Raw genomic sequence first — 18,007 nt, forward strand, 5'->3', positions numbered from 1 at the left:
AAAAAAGGACTACAATTGAAGCTATTCTATAAATTTTTCTTTGTGTTTTTTCTCACCAGCTTTATTGCTGTCAGTTTAATGTTGGTATTAATAACCATCAATTTATCCACCAGCTTCAATGATTTTGTGAATGAAGCTGAACATAAAAAAATTGCAGATTTAAAAAGCCGAATAATTGCTTACTACCAAGAAAATGACAGTTGGGATGAATTAAAAGGAAATGAGCCTCTTTGGAAAGCCATGTTGGGACCAAAAGCAAAAAATGGGAACAATAAGTCACAATCAAAGGATGATATTGAGGCTGATGATAGCCTATCTGCACTAAGTAATTTATTACAAACACAACAAAGATTAAGCCTATACGATGTTGATAAAAAAGTAGTTATTGGCAAACCATTAATAACTGATAACTCATACAGCGAAGTGATTGAGTTAAATGGACAAACTATTGGATGGATTAGCTTAATTCCCTCTGAATTGGCTAAAGGTAGCCCCGGTAGTCAATTTTTAGCACAGCAATATAAAAGTTATTACGTAATCGCTTTGATTGTTATTGTGTTGTCATTATTTACTGCTTGGTTATTTTCAAGGCATTTGGTCGCACCAATCAGTTCGCTTATTGAAGGTACCTACACCTTAATTCGAGGTAATTATCGTATTAGAATTGAAAAGAAAACAAACGACGAATTGGCTTTGTTATCAGAAAACGTCAATGTATTAGCTGACACCTTAGACAAAAATCAACATAGCCGTTTTAAATGGATGTCAGATGTAACACATGAGTTAAAAACACCTTTGACCGTATTAAGAGGCCAACTGATTGGTGTGCAAGACGGTATATTTGTAGCAGATGAGCAGCGTGTTCAACTGTTTATAGATCAAATAGATAGCATGAGCCATATTGTTAATGACCTTTATCAGCTCTCTATTACCGACGTAGGTGGACTCACTTATAAAAAAGAATCACTCAACCCTATTCAAATACTATTGCAAGTAGCCGATAGTTTTACAGCTCAGTTTAGTCAAAAAGAACTTCGAGTCGATTGCTCACAAGTCGCCCAATTAATGGCAGATAAAAAATGTATCGTACTAGCCGATAAAGATAGGATTCGACAATTATTCGTTAACCTTTTCGAGAACTGCTGCCGTTATACTGATGCACTTGGACAAATCCAAATATCAGCACAAATCATTGCTAAGCAAGTGCATATTCAAATACAAGATTCAGCCCCAGGTGTGCCGGTAAATATCCAAGATAAATTGTTTGAGCGCTTTTATCGCGTAGAGCCTTCGCGTAACCGAGGTTATGGAGGCTCCGGCTTAGGCTTAGCATTATGTAAGCAAATTATCGAGGCCCACCAAGGAACTATCACTACTGCTGAGTCATCATTAGGTGGGTTAAGTATTAATATTACATTACCAGAGCACAGGAATTATAGGCCATGAAAAAACAGACTATTCTCATTGTTGAAGATGAAGCTCATATCGCAGAGATACTGATCGCTTATTGTCAAAATGCAGGTTACTTAGTCGAACACCACTGTAGCGGTAAAGAGGTGGTTGGTTTTGTTGAAGATAATAGTATTGACCTGATGTTGCTTGACTTAATGTTACCCGATATTGATGGCTTGGAGATCTGTAAAAAAATCAGATCCTTCTCAGAACTACCTATCATCATGATCACTGCAAAAGGCGAAGAAATTGATAAACTACTCGGCTTAGAATTTGGCGCAGATGATTATATTTGTAAACCCTTTAGTCCAAGGGAAGTGATGGCGAGAGTTAAAACCGTATTACGCCGAGCGGGTAATAATAATGAGATTGATGCTACACAAGTCATTAAACACTCTGGATTTGAAATGAAAATAAATGCCTTTGAAGTGACCTTTAAAGGACAGTTTTTAGATCTAACACCAAGGGAATTTTTAATCGTTCGACTTTTTTTAGAAAACAGTGGTCGTGTATTCAGCCGAGAAGAAATATTAGTGTATGCCTACAGCGACACTTTTGATATCTCCGACCGTAACATCGATACTCATATCAAAAACATTCGTAAAAAAATTAACAAAATCGCACCTGAAGTAGACCCAATAAGCTCAGTATATGGCATTGGTTATAAGTTTAATAAATTGTCCTAATAAGCGGCTATGTTAACAATTACACTGACATTAACAGCTACATAATGAAAACTAGCCTACAACAATAATATGTAGGCTAATCTTGAAATAACTTAATACAGTCTATACTTCGTTTGTGTCTATTAATGATTTATTCAGTTCGGCATACGCACGCCAACTACCTAAGTGACTAATATCTGTCGCGTCATTAATCGCATAACCTTCACAAATGAAACTAGTCACCCAACTGCCGTCTTCTAGTTCTACTTTACCGAGCCCTAACGGTTGCCCTATTCCCTGTAAAAAACTGCCTACTGTACTTGCAGGTAAACGCCACACTTCGACATCAATCGCGACACCTTGCTCTGTCACTCGAATTAAACCAGGACGAAAAGGAGGACCACCAGCCAGTGCATAAAAGCGATAATCAGCAGTCGTCTTAGTACTTTTTACTAAATAACCACCGCGCTCTGTTAACTGATGGTTAAGTGGAAAACCTGAAAGGTGTGCGCCACAAACAGCAATGTCGATTTCAGCAGCGGATGAGCTGGCTTGCGCTTTATTAGCATTTGCCTTACTTAACATTTGCTCAGTTGCGCCTAAGGTAAAGTTATTCAGTTGTTGTAGTTTTGCGCCAGTATTCAGTAATAAACGATCGCTAAAAGCAGGGCCAAAGAAAGTCACACCAAAAGGTAACCCTGATGCTAAGAAACCAGCAGGTACGGCAATTGCGGCATAATCTAATAAGTTCATAAAGTTAGTGTAATAACCCAAGTTAGAATTTAACTGAATTGGATCTGCTTCAAGCTCAGCGATACTATAAATCGTGCCAGCAGTTGGAGTCACAACACAATCTAGCTCCGCCAGAATCGCATCACACTGTACTTTAAATGCTTGTAATTTATACATAGCTTTAAAAGCGCTCACCGCTGAATGTGCTGTTGCCCCACCGATAATAGTTTCAATCACTGGTAAGCATTGTTTAGGATCTTTAATAAAGAACTCTTCAATAGCGGCATAACGTTCGGCTACCCAAGGTCCTTCATAAAGCAATGTGGCAGCATCTAAAAAAGGCTGAAAGTTGATAGTCACTAGTTCTGCGCCAGCTTGTTTTAATTGCTCAACCGTACTAGCAAATAAAGTTTGTGCACTTTCATCGCCAAAAAAGGCTAATTGGTCTTGTTCTGGCACGCCAATTTTTAATGATTCAAAGCCTGTCTCAGGTTGGTATGCCGCATCAGTACCAAGGTTTTCTCGCGAGTAACAATCATTGTTATCTTGCTTGGCAGTAATATCTAATAACTGGTTAAGCTCATCAACCGTATTCGCTAATAAAGTCACACAGTCTAAACTTTTACATGCCGGTACAACGCCTGTACAACTCAATAATCCTTTGGTCGCTTTTAAACCAACAATATTATTAAGTGCAGCAGGTATTCGGCCTGAACCTGCCGTATCCGTACCTAATGAGAAACTCACGTTACCATTAGCAACAGCGACTGCGCTGCCTGAGCTTGAACCACCAGAAATATAATCAGGGTTAAAACTATTTTTAACCGCGCCCCATGGGCTACGCACACCAACAAGCCCGGTGGCAAATTGGTCTAAATTAGTTTTACCTAATGGAATCGCTCCCGCTTCTATTAATAATTGCACGACTTGCGCTGATTGATCTGGTTGAAAACGATACGCTTCACAACCTGCTGTAGTCGGTAATAGGCTTAAATCAATATTATCTTTGATCGCAAAAGGCACACCATATAACGGTAAATCATCAATGGATTGGGTGCTTAGTTTATTACTTAATGACGTTAACATCTCAGTTAACTGTTTTTCAGAAATAGTGCTTAACCAGACGTTATTTTGATCGTCTTTGGCTTGTTGTAATTTAGCGGCTAAAAATATTTCTATTGTTAATTCACCACTACAGTAGGCTGCTTGTAAGGCACTGATCGTCATGTTTTGTGTTGTCATTTTATTAGCCTCAGTAATCTTTTTATTATCAATAATCTTTTTATTATCAAGAACCTGTTTAGTATCAGTCATTAGCTTTTCTCCAAAATCAATAAACGTTGTCCTGCATGTACTTGTGCACCTTCTTTTTGTACAAGGCTTGAGACAATCCCTGCGGCTGGTGCCACCACTTCAATTTCCATTTTCATCGCTTCAAGTATTAATAACGGTTGCCCTGCAATCACCTCGTCACCCGGCTCTACTAATATTTTCCAAATATTACCTGCCACATGGCTATCAACAGCACGTTGTTCTGCCGTTAGGCTAATGACATCCGTTTCAACTTGTGTCATTTCATCCGCAACGAAGTTAGCTTGACCCGTTTCTTGCCAACGTTGACGTTCTGCTTCAAAGGCTTTTTGTTGCTTCTCTTTAAAAGTCACAATCGAGTCTTGAGCATCACATAAGCTTTGTTGATATTCTGCTAAGCTAAATGTTGTTTCTTCTATTTTCAGTGGGTAATTACCACGAGGAAAATCATGACGAATTTGAGTTAATTCTTCACTGCTTACTGGATAGAATTTAATTTGATCAAAGAAGCGTAATAGCCATGGTTTTTCAAATTCTGCAGTTTTGCGATAACGGTTCCACATTTGTAAAGTACGACCAACAAACTGATAACCACCAGGTCCTTCCATTCCGTAAACACATAAATAAGCACCACCAATACCCACGGCATTTTCTGGTGTCCAAGTACGAGCTGGATTATATTTTGTAGTCACTAATCGATGGCGAGGATCGAGCGGCGTTGCTACTGGCGCTCCTAAATACACATCACCTAATCCCATCACTAAATAACTGGCATTGAAGACAATTTCTTTTACTTCTTCAACGGAGTCTAAACCATTAATGCGACGAATAAACTCAATGTTATCAGGACACCATGGTGCATCTTTACGGACTAATTCATCGTATTTTTTAATCGCTAAACGTGTTGCATAATCATCCCAAGATAAAGGAATATGCACGATACGTGATGGCACGGTTAATTGGCTAATATCCCCTAACGCTTGTTCAGCTTCGGCTAATAGAGTTAATAATTGAGCAAGCGGAAGTTGTAAATTATCGTAATGGACTTGCAGTGAGCGGATTCCCGGTGTTAATTCTTCAATGCCAGCAATATTCATATCTTGCAGCTTTAACATCAATGCATGTACACGAAAACGTAATGCCACGTCTAACACTTGCTGACCGTATTCCACTAATAAGTAATCTTCGCCACTCGCGCGGTAAACCACTTGTTCGTTATGTTCTGTTTTATCAACTTTTTTGATAATCGCAGTTTCAGGTAATTCTGTTGGCGCTTTCTGCTCAGTAAACTGACCGGATTGTAATTGTTGAATTTGCTGTGTTTCTAACTGTTGTGCATCAAGAATTGATATCGGTTGAAAACGAATGCTAGCACCTGCTTTTAACTGCCCAACTTTCCACAGGTCCGCTTTAATGATGGTAACTGGACAAACCAAACCACCTAAACTTGGGCCATCTGGGCCTAAAATAACAGGCATGTCCCCAGTAAAATCAATCGTACCTACTGCATAAGCGTTATCATGAATGTTTGAAGGGTGTAAACCCGCTTCACCGCCATCATTACGCGCCCATTTTGGTTTTGGTCCCATTAAACGAACACCAGTACGACTGGAGTTAAAGTGAACTTTCCACGTTGCATCAAAGAAAGCATCAATATCTTCAGGGCAGAAGAAATCAGGTGCTCCATGTGGTCCGTAAATAACACGAATAGTCCATTCGTCTGTAATTTCAGGTAACAATGTAGCGGGTAACAAGGCACCAGGAAGTAAAGCAGCCTGTTTCGATTCAGCAATCTGAAAGCTACTTTCAGCTAAATCATCTATATGTAATACATCACCCGTACGTAAAGCACGACCTGCATGACCACCAAATTGGCCTAAGGTGAACGTTGATTTACTGCCTAAGTAATCAGGGCATTGAATACCACCTTGTACAGATAAATAACAGCGAGAACCCGCTCCTTTAATATTGCCTAAGGTTAACGTTTGTCCCGCTTGCACATTAATAACTACACCATTACTGATACTTACATTATCTAACACCGCATCGATTGTTGAACCGGTTAATACGATGCGTGTCGCGCTGTTAAAACGTAATGTTGGGCCACTCACAGTAATTTCTAAACCGGCAGCATCATTGTTATTACCTAATAATGTATTCGCTAAACGAAAGCTCACACTGTCCATTGGGCCTGAAGGAGGTACGCCGATATTCCAGTAACCTTTGCGACCAGGGTAATCTTGAATGGTTGTTTGTGTTCCACCGCTTAATACGTCGATAGAACAAGGTGCGTATACAAACTGATTGAGGGTTTGTGTTAGTAACTTTGCCTCTTCAACCACTTTGCTACTTAATAGTTGATGTAAGTAATCTTTGTTAGTTTCAATACCGTAAATTTCACTGTTTATAAGCGCTTGTTTTAGCCCCGTTAATGCTTGTTCTCGCGACTCACTGTGACAAATAACTTTGGCTAACATCGGGTCAAAAAAGGGAGAGACTTCAGTACCGCTTTCTAACCAGTGATCAATGCGTAATGTGCCCTGTTCCACCTCTGTCGCCCATTTAACATGGCTAATTAACCCCGCACTTGGTTGGAAAGATTTGTTCGCATCTTCGGCATATAAACGTACTTGAATGGCATGGCCTTTGGCGACTAAATTTTGTTCAAGTTCAACTAATGGTGCTAATTGTTTTGCCGCTAAGCTGACCATCCAATTAACCAAGTCAACCTTATACACTAACTCAGTTACACCATGCTCTACTTGTAAGCGTGTATTCACTTCTAAAAAGTAAAATTGCTGTGCTTGTTGGTCAAATACAAATTCCACTGTGCCTGCACTACGATAGTTTACTGATGCTGCTAAGCGTGTTGCTGTGCTATGTAACTCTTTACGTAGTGCATCATCTAAGTTTGGGGCTGGGCATTCTTCAATTACTTTTTGGTTACGACGTTGCGCTGAACAATCTCGTTCTCCTAACGCAATCGCATGACCTTCACCATCACCAAACACTTGTACTTCAATATGACGCGCTTGAACGATGAATTTTTCTAAAAAAAGTGCACTGTTACTGAAGTTGTTTTCACTTAACCTTTTAACTGAATCATATGCTTGGTTTAATTCTTCTGCGCTATTACAACGCTGCATACCTATACCACCGCCACCAGCAGTACTTTTTAGCATCACTGGGTAACCAATTTTTTCTGCGCAAGTTAACGCATCATCGATATCAACTAACAAATCACTACCGGGTAATAACGGCACGTTGGCTTGTTCAGCGATTTCACGGGCACGATGTTTAAGACCAAACTCCAACATTTGTTGTGATGTTGGCCCTAAAAAGATCACCTCGTTTTCTTCACAGGCTTGCACAAAATCAACATTTTCACTTAAAAAACCATAACCAGGATGAATCGCTTGTGCACCACATTGTTTAGCAATGGCGATCACTTTTTCAATATTGAGATAAGTTTGTTTTGCACCACCTTCACCTAATGAATAAGCTTCATCTGCTTGAGAAACATGTAAGCTATCGGCATCGGCGAGGCTATAAATAGAGATACTTTTAATGCCCATGGCTGATAATGTGCGAATAATACGACAAGCAATTGCACCACGATTGGCAATCAATACCTTAGTGAACATTTGAACCGGTGCTTTAATAGGCTCAGTAGTAAGTTTAGTATTAAGCATAATGTTGACCTTTAACAGGTCGGGTCGTCCCGAAATAATCTAAGCATTTTAACAAGGTCGTCCTTGTTAGCTTCTTAACGTATTACTAAATCATATTGTTATGATTTATCACCTCAAATTTAATCCCAGATAATCATTTCTACTGGTGTTGGATTGTAAGCATTACAAGGATTATTCAATTGTGGACAATTAGAAAGCAGTACAATGACATCCATTTTTGCGGTTAACTCAACATACTTTCCGGCGCCACTAATACCATCAGCAAAACTTAAACCGCCCTCTTTATTAACCGGTACATTCATAAAAAAGTTAATATTATGGGTAATATCTTGTTTGCTTAAACCATACTGTGGGTTTTCAGCGACAGCGAGCAACCAACTATCACGGCAAGCATGCATACACTTTTTTTCAATCGCGTAACGCACGGTATTACTTTCTGTTGAGCAAGCACCACCTAAGGTATCGTGACGACCACAGGTATCAGCAGTAATTTCTAGCATTTCGTTACCGTCATTAGACAATAACTTGGTACCCGCCGTTAAATAAACATTACCTTGTTCTCGAATGGTATCCATGCAGCTATAACGTTCACTTGGATCATTTGCATTATAAAATAAAGTATCTGCAGCTTGGTTACCCTCAAGATCTAAAATACGTAATGTTTGCCCTGCTTTAAGTACTTGCATGTAATAATCACCTGCAGGCACAGTATCGCTTCGTGTCGCATTTTCAGCTTTTAATTGGCTTGAAGTAATCATGGTTATGCTCCTTGTTTCGCAGTATGGCTGTCGTGTGAATAAGTATGTGCATGCTGGCAGTTATGCTGTTGATTAAATGTTTGATGAGTAGATTGAAAGTTATAGCGACGATTGTTTTCAAAACCACGTCCATTTTCATCACTAGAATTTAAGCATTTATCATCAGCGCTCATTTCAGGAGCAGTCCGTAAAGCAAGTTGTACGGAGCGATTTGGGTAGTCTGCTGCAGGGTTCATTGGGTGAGGACAGGTGGTAAAGACCACTAAGGTTTCCATTTCAAAACGTAATTCAACAACATCACCTGCTTTACTATGGTCAGTCACAAAACTTAAATCGCCTTCGTCATTAGTCTTAACTTGGCTAAAAATATTGATATTCGCCGCTAAATCTCGTTTACCTAGACCATATTTAGCCACTTCTACTAACAAACTATCGTATCCATTTTGTAACCAAGCATTACGATCGCCCTGGTAGTTTCTTACGCCCCATTTATCAGCCACTTTTTGTTTATTGGCGACTCCACCGATACTATCAATCCACTGGGTATCATCTCGTACAATAGAACAAAAAATACGTCCCATATCAGAATACAAACAATGTCCATGGGTTAATTTAAAGGTGTGCTGGCACTTTAAAGTGTCTGGCGCGTTATAACGCTCTAATAAATTTTTTGGGTTATAAAACAACATAGAAACATTAGCACCACCTTCGATATCGGTTAGTGACAATATTTGCCCAGCAGGAATAACCATTGACCAATGACTTGCACCTGGAATGGTATCTTCATAAATGATGCTTGATTGCTGTTGTGATGGTAACTGCTCTTGTGACAGTGATGTATTACTCATGAGTATTCTCCTGAACAGCACTTTTGGCTGTTGCTTGTTTTTCTATTAATGTTTGTATTGATGATGGCATAGCCTGTGTAGCGTTAAGCGCAATATCGTAAACGATTTGTGCTCCGTAGCGCTCTGGCTGTTGTGGGTCGATTCGTGGTTTATCTAACACCCAGACGCGAGATCCTAAACTAAAGCCTTCAGACAAATCATGGGTGATCATAAAGATAGTTAAGCCGCGTTTTTGCCATAACTCGCTCACTAATTTGTGCATATCTTTCCGAATACCCGGATCGAGTGCACCAAAAGGTTCATCAAGTAACAAAATACGAGGTTCTTTTATTAACGCTTGCGCAATCGCTAAACGCTGTTGCATACCGCCTGATAATTCATTTGGGTAACGCATTGCTGCGTCAGCCAGACCAACAGCCGTTAACATCTCTAGTGCTTGTTCTTTAATTTTTTTACGTGGAGTACCAAATACTTTACCAAGTAAAGGTGCATCAGCGAATTCAGCTCCTAACATCACATTTTCTAATGCATTAAGATGCGGAAAAGCAGAGTATTTCTGAAACACGATCCCTCGCGTGGCATTAGGTTCTGTTGGCATAGGCTCGCCATCAAGTAAAATTTCACCTCTACTTTGAGACTCTGTCCCTAACAACATATTTAACAACGTTGTTTTACCACAACCTGATGCGCCAACAATGCTAACAAACTCGCCTGCTTGTACATTTAAGTTAAGTTTCTCAAGAACGATATGGTCGCCGTACTCTTTCCATACTTGTTTGATTTCAATAATGGGTTGAGCTGTTTTTTCAGCAGATGAATCATTCATTACTCTTCCCCTCTTTTACCGTGATACCAAGGAAAAGCGCGTTTAGAAATTAATCGTAAAATGGTGTCCATTAAGAAAGCTAATACTGCAATCCAAAGTACATAAGGCAAAATCACATCCATCGCTAAATAACGACGAATTAAAAAAATACGATATCCTAACCCTTCGGTTGCTGCGATGGCCTCCCCTGCAATTAAGAACAACCATGCACTACCTAGCGTTAAACGTACTGCATTCAACAATGGTGGTAATACTTGTGGTAACACTACTCTGACCATGATTTGCCAAGTGTTGGCACCTAAGGTCTGTGCTTTTAATAACTGCTCAACGGGTAATGATTGTGTACGTAGTTGTAAATCACGTATTAGGATCGGACAGATACCAATAATAATAAGCATTACTTTTGATAGCTCACCTAAACCAAACACAATGAACAATATAGGTAATATCGCCATCGGTGGGATTAAAGAAATAGCGGTAACTAAAGGTGATAACGTTGCTCGAAATAAAGGCAACATTCCATTAGCAACGCCAATTACTAAGCCGATCAATGCACTAATACCAACACCCAGTAATAAACGTTGCAAGCTTGAGATAGTATCAACCCATAACAGATATTCGCCGGTACGTTTACTTGGTTCAAATGCCATACGCTGTATTGCATCGGCAAAGCTTGACCACGAAGGTAACAGTTTGTCACTTGGATTTTCTAATAAACGAGCATCTGATGCCAGCGTATAGATAATTAATAAGAGGACAAAAGGTAGCAGGTTTAAAGCAAGTCGCATTGAGCGACTTGGCTTACTATTCATCAGACGCATAAGGTCAGCCTTATAGTTTTTTATCGATGGCCATTTGCATATATAAAGGGTCAAAACGTAACTTTATATTTTGCTTATTGCCATAAACACCACTTGGCGTTTCTATACCGATAAACTTAGCATCACTTGCACCTTCACCTAATAAACCGTGTTCAAATGAAAACTCTGCCACTTTGCTCATGGTATTTTTTAGCTCAGCACTATTGTTAAATGCAACTGCATCTTCGGCGTTAAAAAACATTTTTGTAGACGCAAGTTGGGCATCGTATCCATCTAAATCAGTACCAGAAGCTTCAGCCATCAAGGTTCTTGCATCAATCGCTTTTTTACTACTACCTTGCATGGTGTCCATAATTTCATACCAAGCACCTGTTAGGGCTTTACCTAGCTTAGGATTATCCGCAAGTGTTTTTGTATTAACCATTAATAAGTCAATAATTTCACCCGGGATCATTGAAGAGTCAAAGACTTTACTTGTATTTGGCATTGCAGTGATTTCACTTAGCAGAGGGTTCCAAGTAGTAACAGAAGTCACGTCGTCAGTGGTAAATGCAGCAACAAGATCTGCATCTGACGTATTAACAACACGTACATCACGTTCAGTTAATGAAACCGAATCCAACGCACGCGCTAATAAATAATGAGAAACACTTAACTCTACTAAGTTAATGTTTTGGCCTTTAATATCCGCTAAGGTTTTATCGCCTTTAAGAACAACACCATCATTACCGTTAGAGAAATCACCGATAATAACGGCCGTAGAATCAACACCACTCGCAGCAGGAATGGTTAATGCATCCATATTGGTCATTACCGTTGCATCAAAGCCACCCGCTGTATATTGGTTAATTGATTCGACATAATCATTAACTTGTACCACTTCGATATCAATATCGTATTTATCAGCCCACTTTTTAACAATGCCCGATGCATTACCATAATCCCAAGGCATCCAACCGACATAAATAGTCCAAGCTAAGCGAAATGTTGATTTTGTTTCTGCAACTGCAGTAGAGGGGGTAAGAATGACAGCGCAGCATAGCGTGCCGATAGTGAGTAATTTTGTAGCAGAGTGACGTAAGTATTTAGTAAGTTCCATATATTTATCCTTAATTACACTGAAAAAGCATGAGAGACATTGCTCTAATCTTCTCCCGGGCTTTTATCCCTCCGTGTAACCTTTAGATAATAAAGGTCGACAACTCTCGGTCCAGTCGCTTTAAAAGCCGGAACCCTAGATGTCTATTACCAAATTGTAGATAGGGCAATGTTAATTGCCAATATCTCTCATACGAGAATTTAAAATACAGCAAATATAATGCCAATTAACAATAACCAATAATTACAATAAGATAGATATATTCAGGAATTCTTATTGTTCTAATTGGTGCACCATAAACGATCATAAAAAGGAAATTGCACCAAAACGTTCTATTTTAATTAAGCTTACGTAGTGCTTTTTCAAATAAGAATTATCAATTATTCATTTAGTTATCAACTAATATCGGTATCTAAAGAAATATCTGGGATTTAAAAGCTTCAGAATATGTACAGATTTTTGAAATGTAGAAAGATATAGCTATTATTTAAAAGCAGCCTGTTTTGGACGAGATAAAATGAGCGGAATGCAATTTGGTAAGACAGAATTAAAAAAGAGAAATCTAGTAACATTAGATAGATTTCTCTTTATATCTTCTACTTAATACGATTAAAAAATTCTATTAACATAACGATTTAAACAGTTTAGTAAATTGTTCTAATCCTTCTTCAACGATCTCATTACTTGCTGTCAACGCAGGTAAAAAACGGATCACATTACCATAAAACCCACAGGCTAATAACACCAAACCATACTTAGCTGCATTGGCGATAATGGCTTGTGTTAATACACTATTTGGCTGTTCAATATCACCATCAGTCATTAATTCTATTGCAATCATTGCCCCTTTATTTCTCACATCTGAAATAAGTTCTGGATGTTGGCTTTTTAATAAGGTTAATTTCTCGTTGAAAATAGCTCCAATTTCATTTGAACGTTGAACTAAGTTTTCTTCTTCAATCACTTCTAGTACAGCTAAAGCAGCTGCACAGGCAACAGGAGAACCACCATAAGTGCCCCCTAACCCACCTGGTAATGGCGCATCCATGATCTCACTTTTACCGACCACGGCGGAAATTGGAAATCCACCAGCGATCCCTTTTGCCATAGTAATTAAATCGGGTTCAACATTAGAATATTCCATATTAAACATTTTACCTGTACGACCAAAACCTGTTTGAATTTCATCTGCGATTAAAACAATACCATGTTCATCACACAGCTTGCGTAAAGCAACTAAGAACTCAATAGGAGCTGAATAAAAGCCGCCTTCGCCTTGTATTGGTTCAACAATAATAGCAGCCACATCCGTTGGAGAAATATCCACTTTAAATAAGTTGGCGATCGCTTTCAGAGAATCATTAACAGAAATGCCATGAGACTCTATTGGAAAAGGGGCATGAAAAATATCACCAGGAAATGGACCAAACAAATGTTTATAAGGCGTTATTTTCCCAGTTAATGCCATGGTTAAATTAGTGCGTCCATGAAAACCTCCGTTAAATGCAATCACCCCTCTACGCCCTGTGTGTGCTCGTGCAATTTTGACACAATTTTCTACGGCTTCAGCACCTGTTGTAACAAAAATAGCTTTTTTATCTGACTCACCAGGCGCTATTTCAATTAACTTTTCAGCTAATTCAACGGCACTTTCATAAGGGTTTACCATGACACAAGTATGACTAAATTTATCTATTTGACTTTTAACAGCATCAATCACTTTAGGATGGCTATGACCGGTATTACAGACTGCAATACCAGTACCAAAGTCAATGTAACGATTACCTTCAACATCCCAAATTTCAGCGTTCTTTGCTCGCTCAACATACACTGGATAAACGTTACCTTGGCCACGTGCGATTACTTTTACTTTTCTGTTTTGTAAATCAGTATTGTTCATTTTATTCACCTAATATTATTATTTTCATGATCAAAATATTTCGATTAACTCATCATGTTTATTTATCTAAACCACCTAAACATAAGTATTTGATTTCTAAGTAATCGTCTAATCCATATTTTGAACCTTCACGTCCATTACCAGATTGTTTTACCCCGCCAAATGGAGCCGCTGCATTGGAAATTGCACCTTCATTGATACCTACCATGCCATACTCTAGGTTTTCAGCCACTCGCCAAATTAACCCAATATCGCGAGCGTAAAAGTAAGCAGCCAAACCATACTCAGTATCATTTGCCATCGCGATCACTTCGTCTTCATCTTCAAAACTAATAATTGGAGACACTGGACCAAATATTTCATTACTTGCGATGGGCATATCGTTAGTCACGTTAGTTAAAATAGTAGGTTGATAAAAAGCATCTCCAGCTTTATCAGTTTTCCCACCCAATACGAGTTTAGCCCCAGCAGAAATTGACTCTTTTACTAACTTATCAACCCCTTCCACAGCTTGACTTGAAATCATCGGACCAATATTAATACCGTCAATTAGGCCATCACCAATCGTTAATTTAGATACAGCGGCAGTAAATTTTTCAGTAAAATCTTCAAGCACTTTGCTTTGCACAAAAATACGATTCGTACAGACACAGGTTTGACCCGCATTACGATATTTAGACATTAACGCCCCTTTTACTGCGGCATCAATATCTGCATCATTAAATACAATAAAAGGCGCATTACCTCCTAACTCCATCGATACTTTTTTTACTGATGTTGCACATTGGCTGATCAAAGACTTACCCACCGCAGTTGAACCAGTAAAAGTAAATTTATCAACATCAGGATGCTGGGTTAAGACTTCGCCCATCCCTCTTGCATCATCACCTACAACTACATTAAAAACACCTGCCGGTATACCTGCTCGCTCTGCTAATTCAGCCATAGCCAACGCAGAAAGTGGCGTTTGTGTTGCTGGACGCACAACAAAAGTACAACCAGCCGCTAATGCAGCTGCTGCTTTACGTGAAATCATTGCATTAGGGAAATTCCATGGCGTAATCGATGCGACGACACCAACAGGTTGTTTGATCACAATAATACGTTTATCGTTAGAAGGACCTGGGATGGTATCACCATAAATACGCTTCCCCTCTTCAGCAAACCATTCAATAAATGCAGCGCCGTAGGCTATTTCACCTTTTGCTTCTGCAATTGGTTTACCTTGCTCTAAGGTTAATATTCGCGCTAAATCGTCTTGATGTTGAATCATTAAATCAAACCAGTTTTTCATAATGCCAGCACGTTCAGTTGCTGATTTTGATGACCACATTTTAAATGCGTCATTTGCCGATTTGATGGCTAATTCAGTTTCAGCAACACCCGCATTAGCAACTCGAGCAATCACCTCTCCATTCGCAGGGTTAGTCACATCAATTTGTGATTCACTACTGTGCCAACTGCCATTGATATAAGAAAAATGTTTAATTAATTGTTTATCTTGTAAACCTAAGTCTTGATGATTCAGCATAAATAACCTCTACGATTTAATGTTTAGCTATTGAATACTAAATTTAAGTCATGTTAAATATAAAACTATCAACCTAAAGGTTTAACTAAATAAAACATTAGAGAATTTATGAACACTCATTCGATCATTCCCAAACCCATCGCTGAATATGATTTACGGTTATTACGTATTTTTGTTTCAGTTGTAGAGCATGGTGGGTTTTCTGCTGCTGAAAAAGCGCTTGGCATTACCCGATCGACGATTAGTGTTCATATGTCTAACCTTGAAACACGAATGAAATTAAAACTTTGTATGCGTGGGCGAGGAGGTTTCTCATTAACCGAAGAAGGTCAATTAGTCTATCGAGCGGTTATTAATTTATTTGATTCATTAAATGATTTCTCATTAATAGTGGGCACATTAGGTAAAGAGTTGAGTGGTGAAATAGTTATTTTATGTGCAGATCAACTAGATAAAAATAAGCAAAAAAAATTAGCTAATATGATTGAAATTGTTCATCGCAAAGCGCCTAATTTACATATTACGTTAGATGGAGATTCTATTTCTAACATTGAAAAATTATTACTTAAAGATAAAGCACATATTGGTATATTTCCTGGTTACCAAAAGATTGAAGGCTTAAGTTACACACGTTTAACTAGTGAACCTATTTATCTTTGTTGTGGTAAAAAGCACCCTTTCTTTAACAAGGTTGATACTCACATTACACCTGAAGATTTAGCCTCTGCCTCCACCATTCACCCAGGTATTGATATAGAAGAAAATGGTAAAAAACAGTTAAGAAAATTAAATCTGAATGCCAAGGCTTACCAATTTGATATGCGTAAAACAATGATATTGTCTGGCCAATATCTAGGTTATATGCCGCAAAGTTATATTCAACAAGAATTAAATGCTGGAGAGATTAGAATAATTCAACCAAGTACACTGACTTATCAATTTGATTTATCTTTAGTGCATAAAAAAGTGCCGATAGAGCCGAATAAAGTTGAATTATTGCAAAGTGCTTTTAAGGTAGCGTTTGATTTAGTGCAAAAATAAACCTAAATTTAAATAGATTTCAGTCTAAATAGTTAAGAGTAATAATAATTATATCTAAAAATATGATACTTCTTATTTGACTGCATAGATGTATTCTGGTCAAGTCTAAGCACACACTGGTTTAGGTCATTTAGAAGGTTTCATTGCTGGATTAGGCCAGCTAAAAACGCGAGAAACCCTACCTAATGGGGATATTATTTGTAGAGAATCTATTGGTGTTTGTGGACTTATCACTCCTTGGAACTGGCCTATAAACCAAATTGCTTTAAAAGTTATTCCTGCACTGGCGACAGGCTGTACTTGTGTATTAAAGCCAAGTGAACAGACTCCCCTTAATGCAATGCTTTTTGCTGAAATGATTGAAGAAGCAGGATTTCCAGCAGGAAGCTTCAATCTAGTTAATGGAGATGGTATATCGGCAGGTGCAGTACTTTCTAAGCACAAAGATGTCGATATGGTTTCATTTACCGGGTCAACAAAAGCCGGAATATCAATCAGTAAAAGTGCTGCGGATACAATTAAAAGAGTAACTTTAGAACTCGGTGGAAAATCTCCCAACATTATCTTTGATGATGCAGATATCGAAACAAGTGTCGTGCGTGGAGTTCAAACTTGCTTTCTTAATTCAGGTCAATCCTGTGATGCTCCTACTCGCATGTTGATCCAACAATCTGTGTATGAAAAAGCAACTCTTATTGCAAAGTCTGCTGCAGAAGCTGTTCTAGTGGGAATGCCGGATGAAGAAGGTGAGCATATCGGGCCATTAGTCAGCCAGAAACAATTTGAACGAGTTCAAGATATGATCAAAAAAGGCATCACTGAAGGAGCTAATTTACTTGTTGGTGGCACTGGCAAGCCTGCTGGATTTGAAGCAGGATATTTCGCCAAACCAACTGTATTTTCAAATGTAACGAATGAGATGAACATTGCTCGTGAAGAAATATTTGGTCCCGTACTCGTTCTTATTCCATTTGCAGACGAACAGCAAGCAATTGAGATAGCAAATGATACAGACTATGGTTTAGCAGCCTATATTGAAACAAATGATATGAATCGAGCTGAACGTGTTGCTGCTCGTTTACGCGCAGGCATGGTACATATTAATGGTGGGCCCCATCGTTATGGAAGCCCATTTGGAGGGTATAAATATTCTGGAGTTGGTAGAGAGGGAGGTGTACTAGGCTTAGAGGACTTCCTAGAAATAAAAACACTTCACTATCCAGGTTAAAGGCTGAAATAGTTGATTACTCAAAAACATATAATATCTTGTAAAACCTATTTAACCTTAGTTATCTTTCATGTGATAACTAAGGTTGTGCAAATAACCATGT

13 protein-coding genes and 1 riboswitch are annotated in these 18,007 nt (G+C 38.6%); of the genes, 4 read left to right on the forward strand and 9 right to left on the reverse strand.

Annotated features, from left to right (window positions below; genetic code table 11):
- The first annotated feature begins 15 nt into the window (after positions 1–15).
- Together GQR59_RS16190 and GQR59_RS16195 are read left to right on the forward strand one after the other, a co-directional pair.
- Positions 16–1,446 carry an ATP-binding protein gene (locus GQR59_RS16190; protein ID WP_201288130.1) on the forward strand — a complete coding sequence of 477 codons (1,431 nt, stop codon included), beginning with the start codon at positions 16–18 and terminating at the stop codon, positions 1,444–1,446.
- Complete coding sequence (locus GQR59_RS16195) at positions 1,443–2,138, forward strand: response regulator (protein ID WP_160064426.1); 696 nt, start codon at positions 1,443–1,445, stop codon at positions 2,136–2,138. Before GQR59_RS16190 ends, GQR59_RS16195 begins: the two co-directional genes overlap by 4 nt.
- Positions 2,139–2,240: 102 nt before the next feature.
- Here GQR59_RS16195 and atzF read toward each other — a convergent pair whose 3' ends face one another.
- The 9 genes from atzF to GQR59_RS16240 all read right to left on the reverse strand — a co-directional run bounded on the left by atzF (position 2,241) and on the right by GQR59_RS16240 (position 15,635).
- Entirely contained in the window at positions 2,241–4,163 is a 1,923-nt protein-coding gene (atzF, locus tag GQR59_RS16200; protein WP_236546797.1) for an allophanate hydrolase, read from the reverse strand.
- Complete coding sequence (gene uca / locus GQR59_RS16205; RefSeq protein ID WP_268893011.1) at positions 4,163–7,852, reverse strand: urea carboxylase; 3,690 nt, start codon at positions 7,850–7,852, stop codon at positions 4,163–4,165. The genes atzF and uca overlap by 1 nt, the downstream gene beginning before the upstream one ends.
- Before the next feature lie 119 nt (positions 7,853–7,971).
- Entirely contained in the window at positions 7,972–8,610 is a 639-nt protein-coding gene (locus tag GQR59_RS16210; RefSeq protein ID WP_025563387.1) for an urea amidolyase associated protein UAAP2, read from the reverse strand.
- Between the two features lie 2 nt (positions 8,611–8,612).
- A complete protein-coding gene (locus GQR59_RS16215) occupies positions 8,613–9,458 on the reverse strand; it encodes an urea amidolyase associated protein UAAP1 (RefSeq protein WP_160064428.1) in 846 nt (281 codons plus the stop codon).
- Positions 9,451–10,284, reverse strand: coding sequence for an ABC transporter ATP-binding protein (locus GQR59_RS16220; RefSeq protein ID WP_160064430.1), 834 nt, complete (start codon positions 10,282–10,284; stop codon positions 9,451–9,453). The genes GQR59_RS16215 and GQR59_RS16220 overlap by 8 nt, the downstream gene beginning before the upstream one ends.
- Positions 10,284–11,105 carry an ABC transporter permease gene (locus GQR59_RS16225; RefSeq protein ID WP_160064432.1) on the reverse strand — a complete coding sequence of 274 codons (822 nt, stop codon included), beginning with the start codon at positions 11,103–11,105 and terminating at the stop codon, positions 10,284–10,286. Before GQR59_RS16225 ends, GQR59_RS16220 begins: the two co-directional genes overlap by 1 nt.
- Positions 11,106–11,115: 10 nt before the next feature.
- Positions 11,116–12,204, reverse strand: a complete 1,089-nt coding sequence (locus GQR59_RS16230; protein ID WP_160064434.1) for a putative urea ABC transporter substrate-binding protein — start codon at positions 12,202–12,204, stop codon at positions 11,116–11,118.
- A 50-nt stretch (positions 12,205–12,254) separates the two neighbouring features.
- A riboswitch (guanidine-I (ykkC/yxkD leader) is annotated at positions 12,255–12,354 on the reverse strand.
- A gap of 472 nt (positions 12,355–12,826) precedes the next feature.
- Positions 12,827–14,104, reverse strand: coding sequence for a 4-aminobutyrate--2-oxoglutarate transaminase (gabT, locus tag GQR59_RS16235; protein ID WP_160064436.1), 1,278 nt, complete (start codon positions 14,102–14,104; stop codon positions 12,827–12,829).
- Between the two features lie 58 nt (positions 14,105–14,162).
- On the reverse strand, positions 14,163–15,635 hold the full coding sequence (locus GQR59_RS16240; protein WP_160064438.1) for an NAD-dependent succinate-semialdehyde dehydrogenase: 1,473 nt from the start codon (positions 15,633–15,635) through the stop codon (positions 14,163–14,165).
- Positions 15,636–15,743: 108 nt separating this feature from the next.
- On the opposite strand from GQR59_RS16240, the gene GQR59_RS16245 reads away from it, so the two are divergent.
- Entirely contained in the window at positions 15,744–16,676 is a 933-nt protein-coding gene (locus tag GQR59_RS16245; protein WP_160064440.1) for a LysR family transcriptional regulator, read from the forward strand.
- A gap of 142 nt (positions 16,677–16,818) precedes the next feature.
- A complete protein-coding gene (locus GQR59_RS16250; protein ID WP_160065264.1) occupies positions 16,819–17,904 on the forward strand; it encodes an aldehyde dehydrogenase family protein in 1,086 nt (361 codons plus the stop codon).
- Positions 17,905–18,007: the final 103 nt, after the last annotated feature.

Origin of the sequence: Psychromonas sp. L1A2 (genome assembly GCF_009828855.1) — a bacterium.
Classification (GTDB): domain Bacteria; phylum Pseudomonadota; class Gammaproteobacteria; order Enterobacterales; family Psychromonadaceae; genus Psychromonas.

Coding starts and splice junctions, on each gene's coding strand:
- gabT (WP_160064436.1), bottom strand. CDS start 14,104: ATGAACAATACTGATTTACAAAACAGAAAAGTAAAAGTAATCGCACGT.
- GQR59_RS16230 (WP_160064434.1), bottom strand. CDS start 12,204: ATGGAACTTACTAAATACTTACGTCACTCTGCTACAAAATTACTCACT.
- GQR59_RS16225 (WP_160064432.1), bottom strand. CDS start 11,105: ATGCGTCTGATGAATAGTAAGCCAAGTCGCTCAATGCGACTTGCTTTA.
- GQR59_RS16240 (WP_160064438.1), bottom strand. CDS start 15,635: ATGCTGAATCATCAAGACTTAGGTTTACAAGATAAACAATTAATTAAA.
- GQR59_RS16215 (WP_160064428.1), bottom strand. CDS start 9,458: ATGAGTAATACATCACTGTCACAAGAGCAGTTACCATCACAACAGCAA.
- GQR59_RS16245 (WP_160064440.1), top strand. CDS start 15,744: ATGAACACTCATTCGATCATTCCCAAACCCATCGCTGAATATGATTTA.
- atzF (WP_236546797.1), bottom strand. CDS start 4,163: ATGACTGATACTAAACAGGTTCTTGATAATAAAAAGATTATTGATAAT.
- GQR59_RS16210 (WP_025563387.1), bottom strand. CDS start 8,610: ATGATTACTTCAAGCCAATTAAAAGCTGAAAATGCGACACGAAGCGAT.
- GQR59_RS16195 (WP_160064426.1), top strand. CDS start 1,443: ATGAAAAAACAGACTATTCTCATTGTTGAAGATGAAGCTCATATCGCA.
- uca (WP_268893011.1), bottom strand. CDS start 7,852: ATGCTTAATACTAAACTTACTACTGAGCCTATTAAAGCACCGGTTCAA.
- GQR59_RS16220 (WP_160064430.1), bottom strand. CDS start 10,284: ATGAATGATTCATCTGCTGAAAAAACAGCTCAACCCATTATTGAAATC.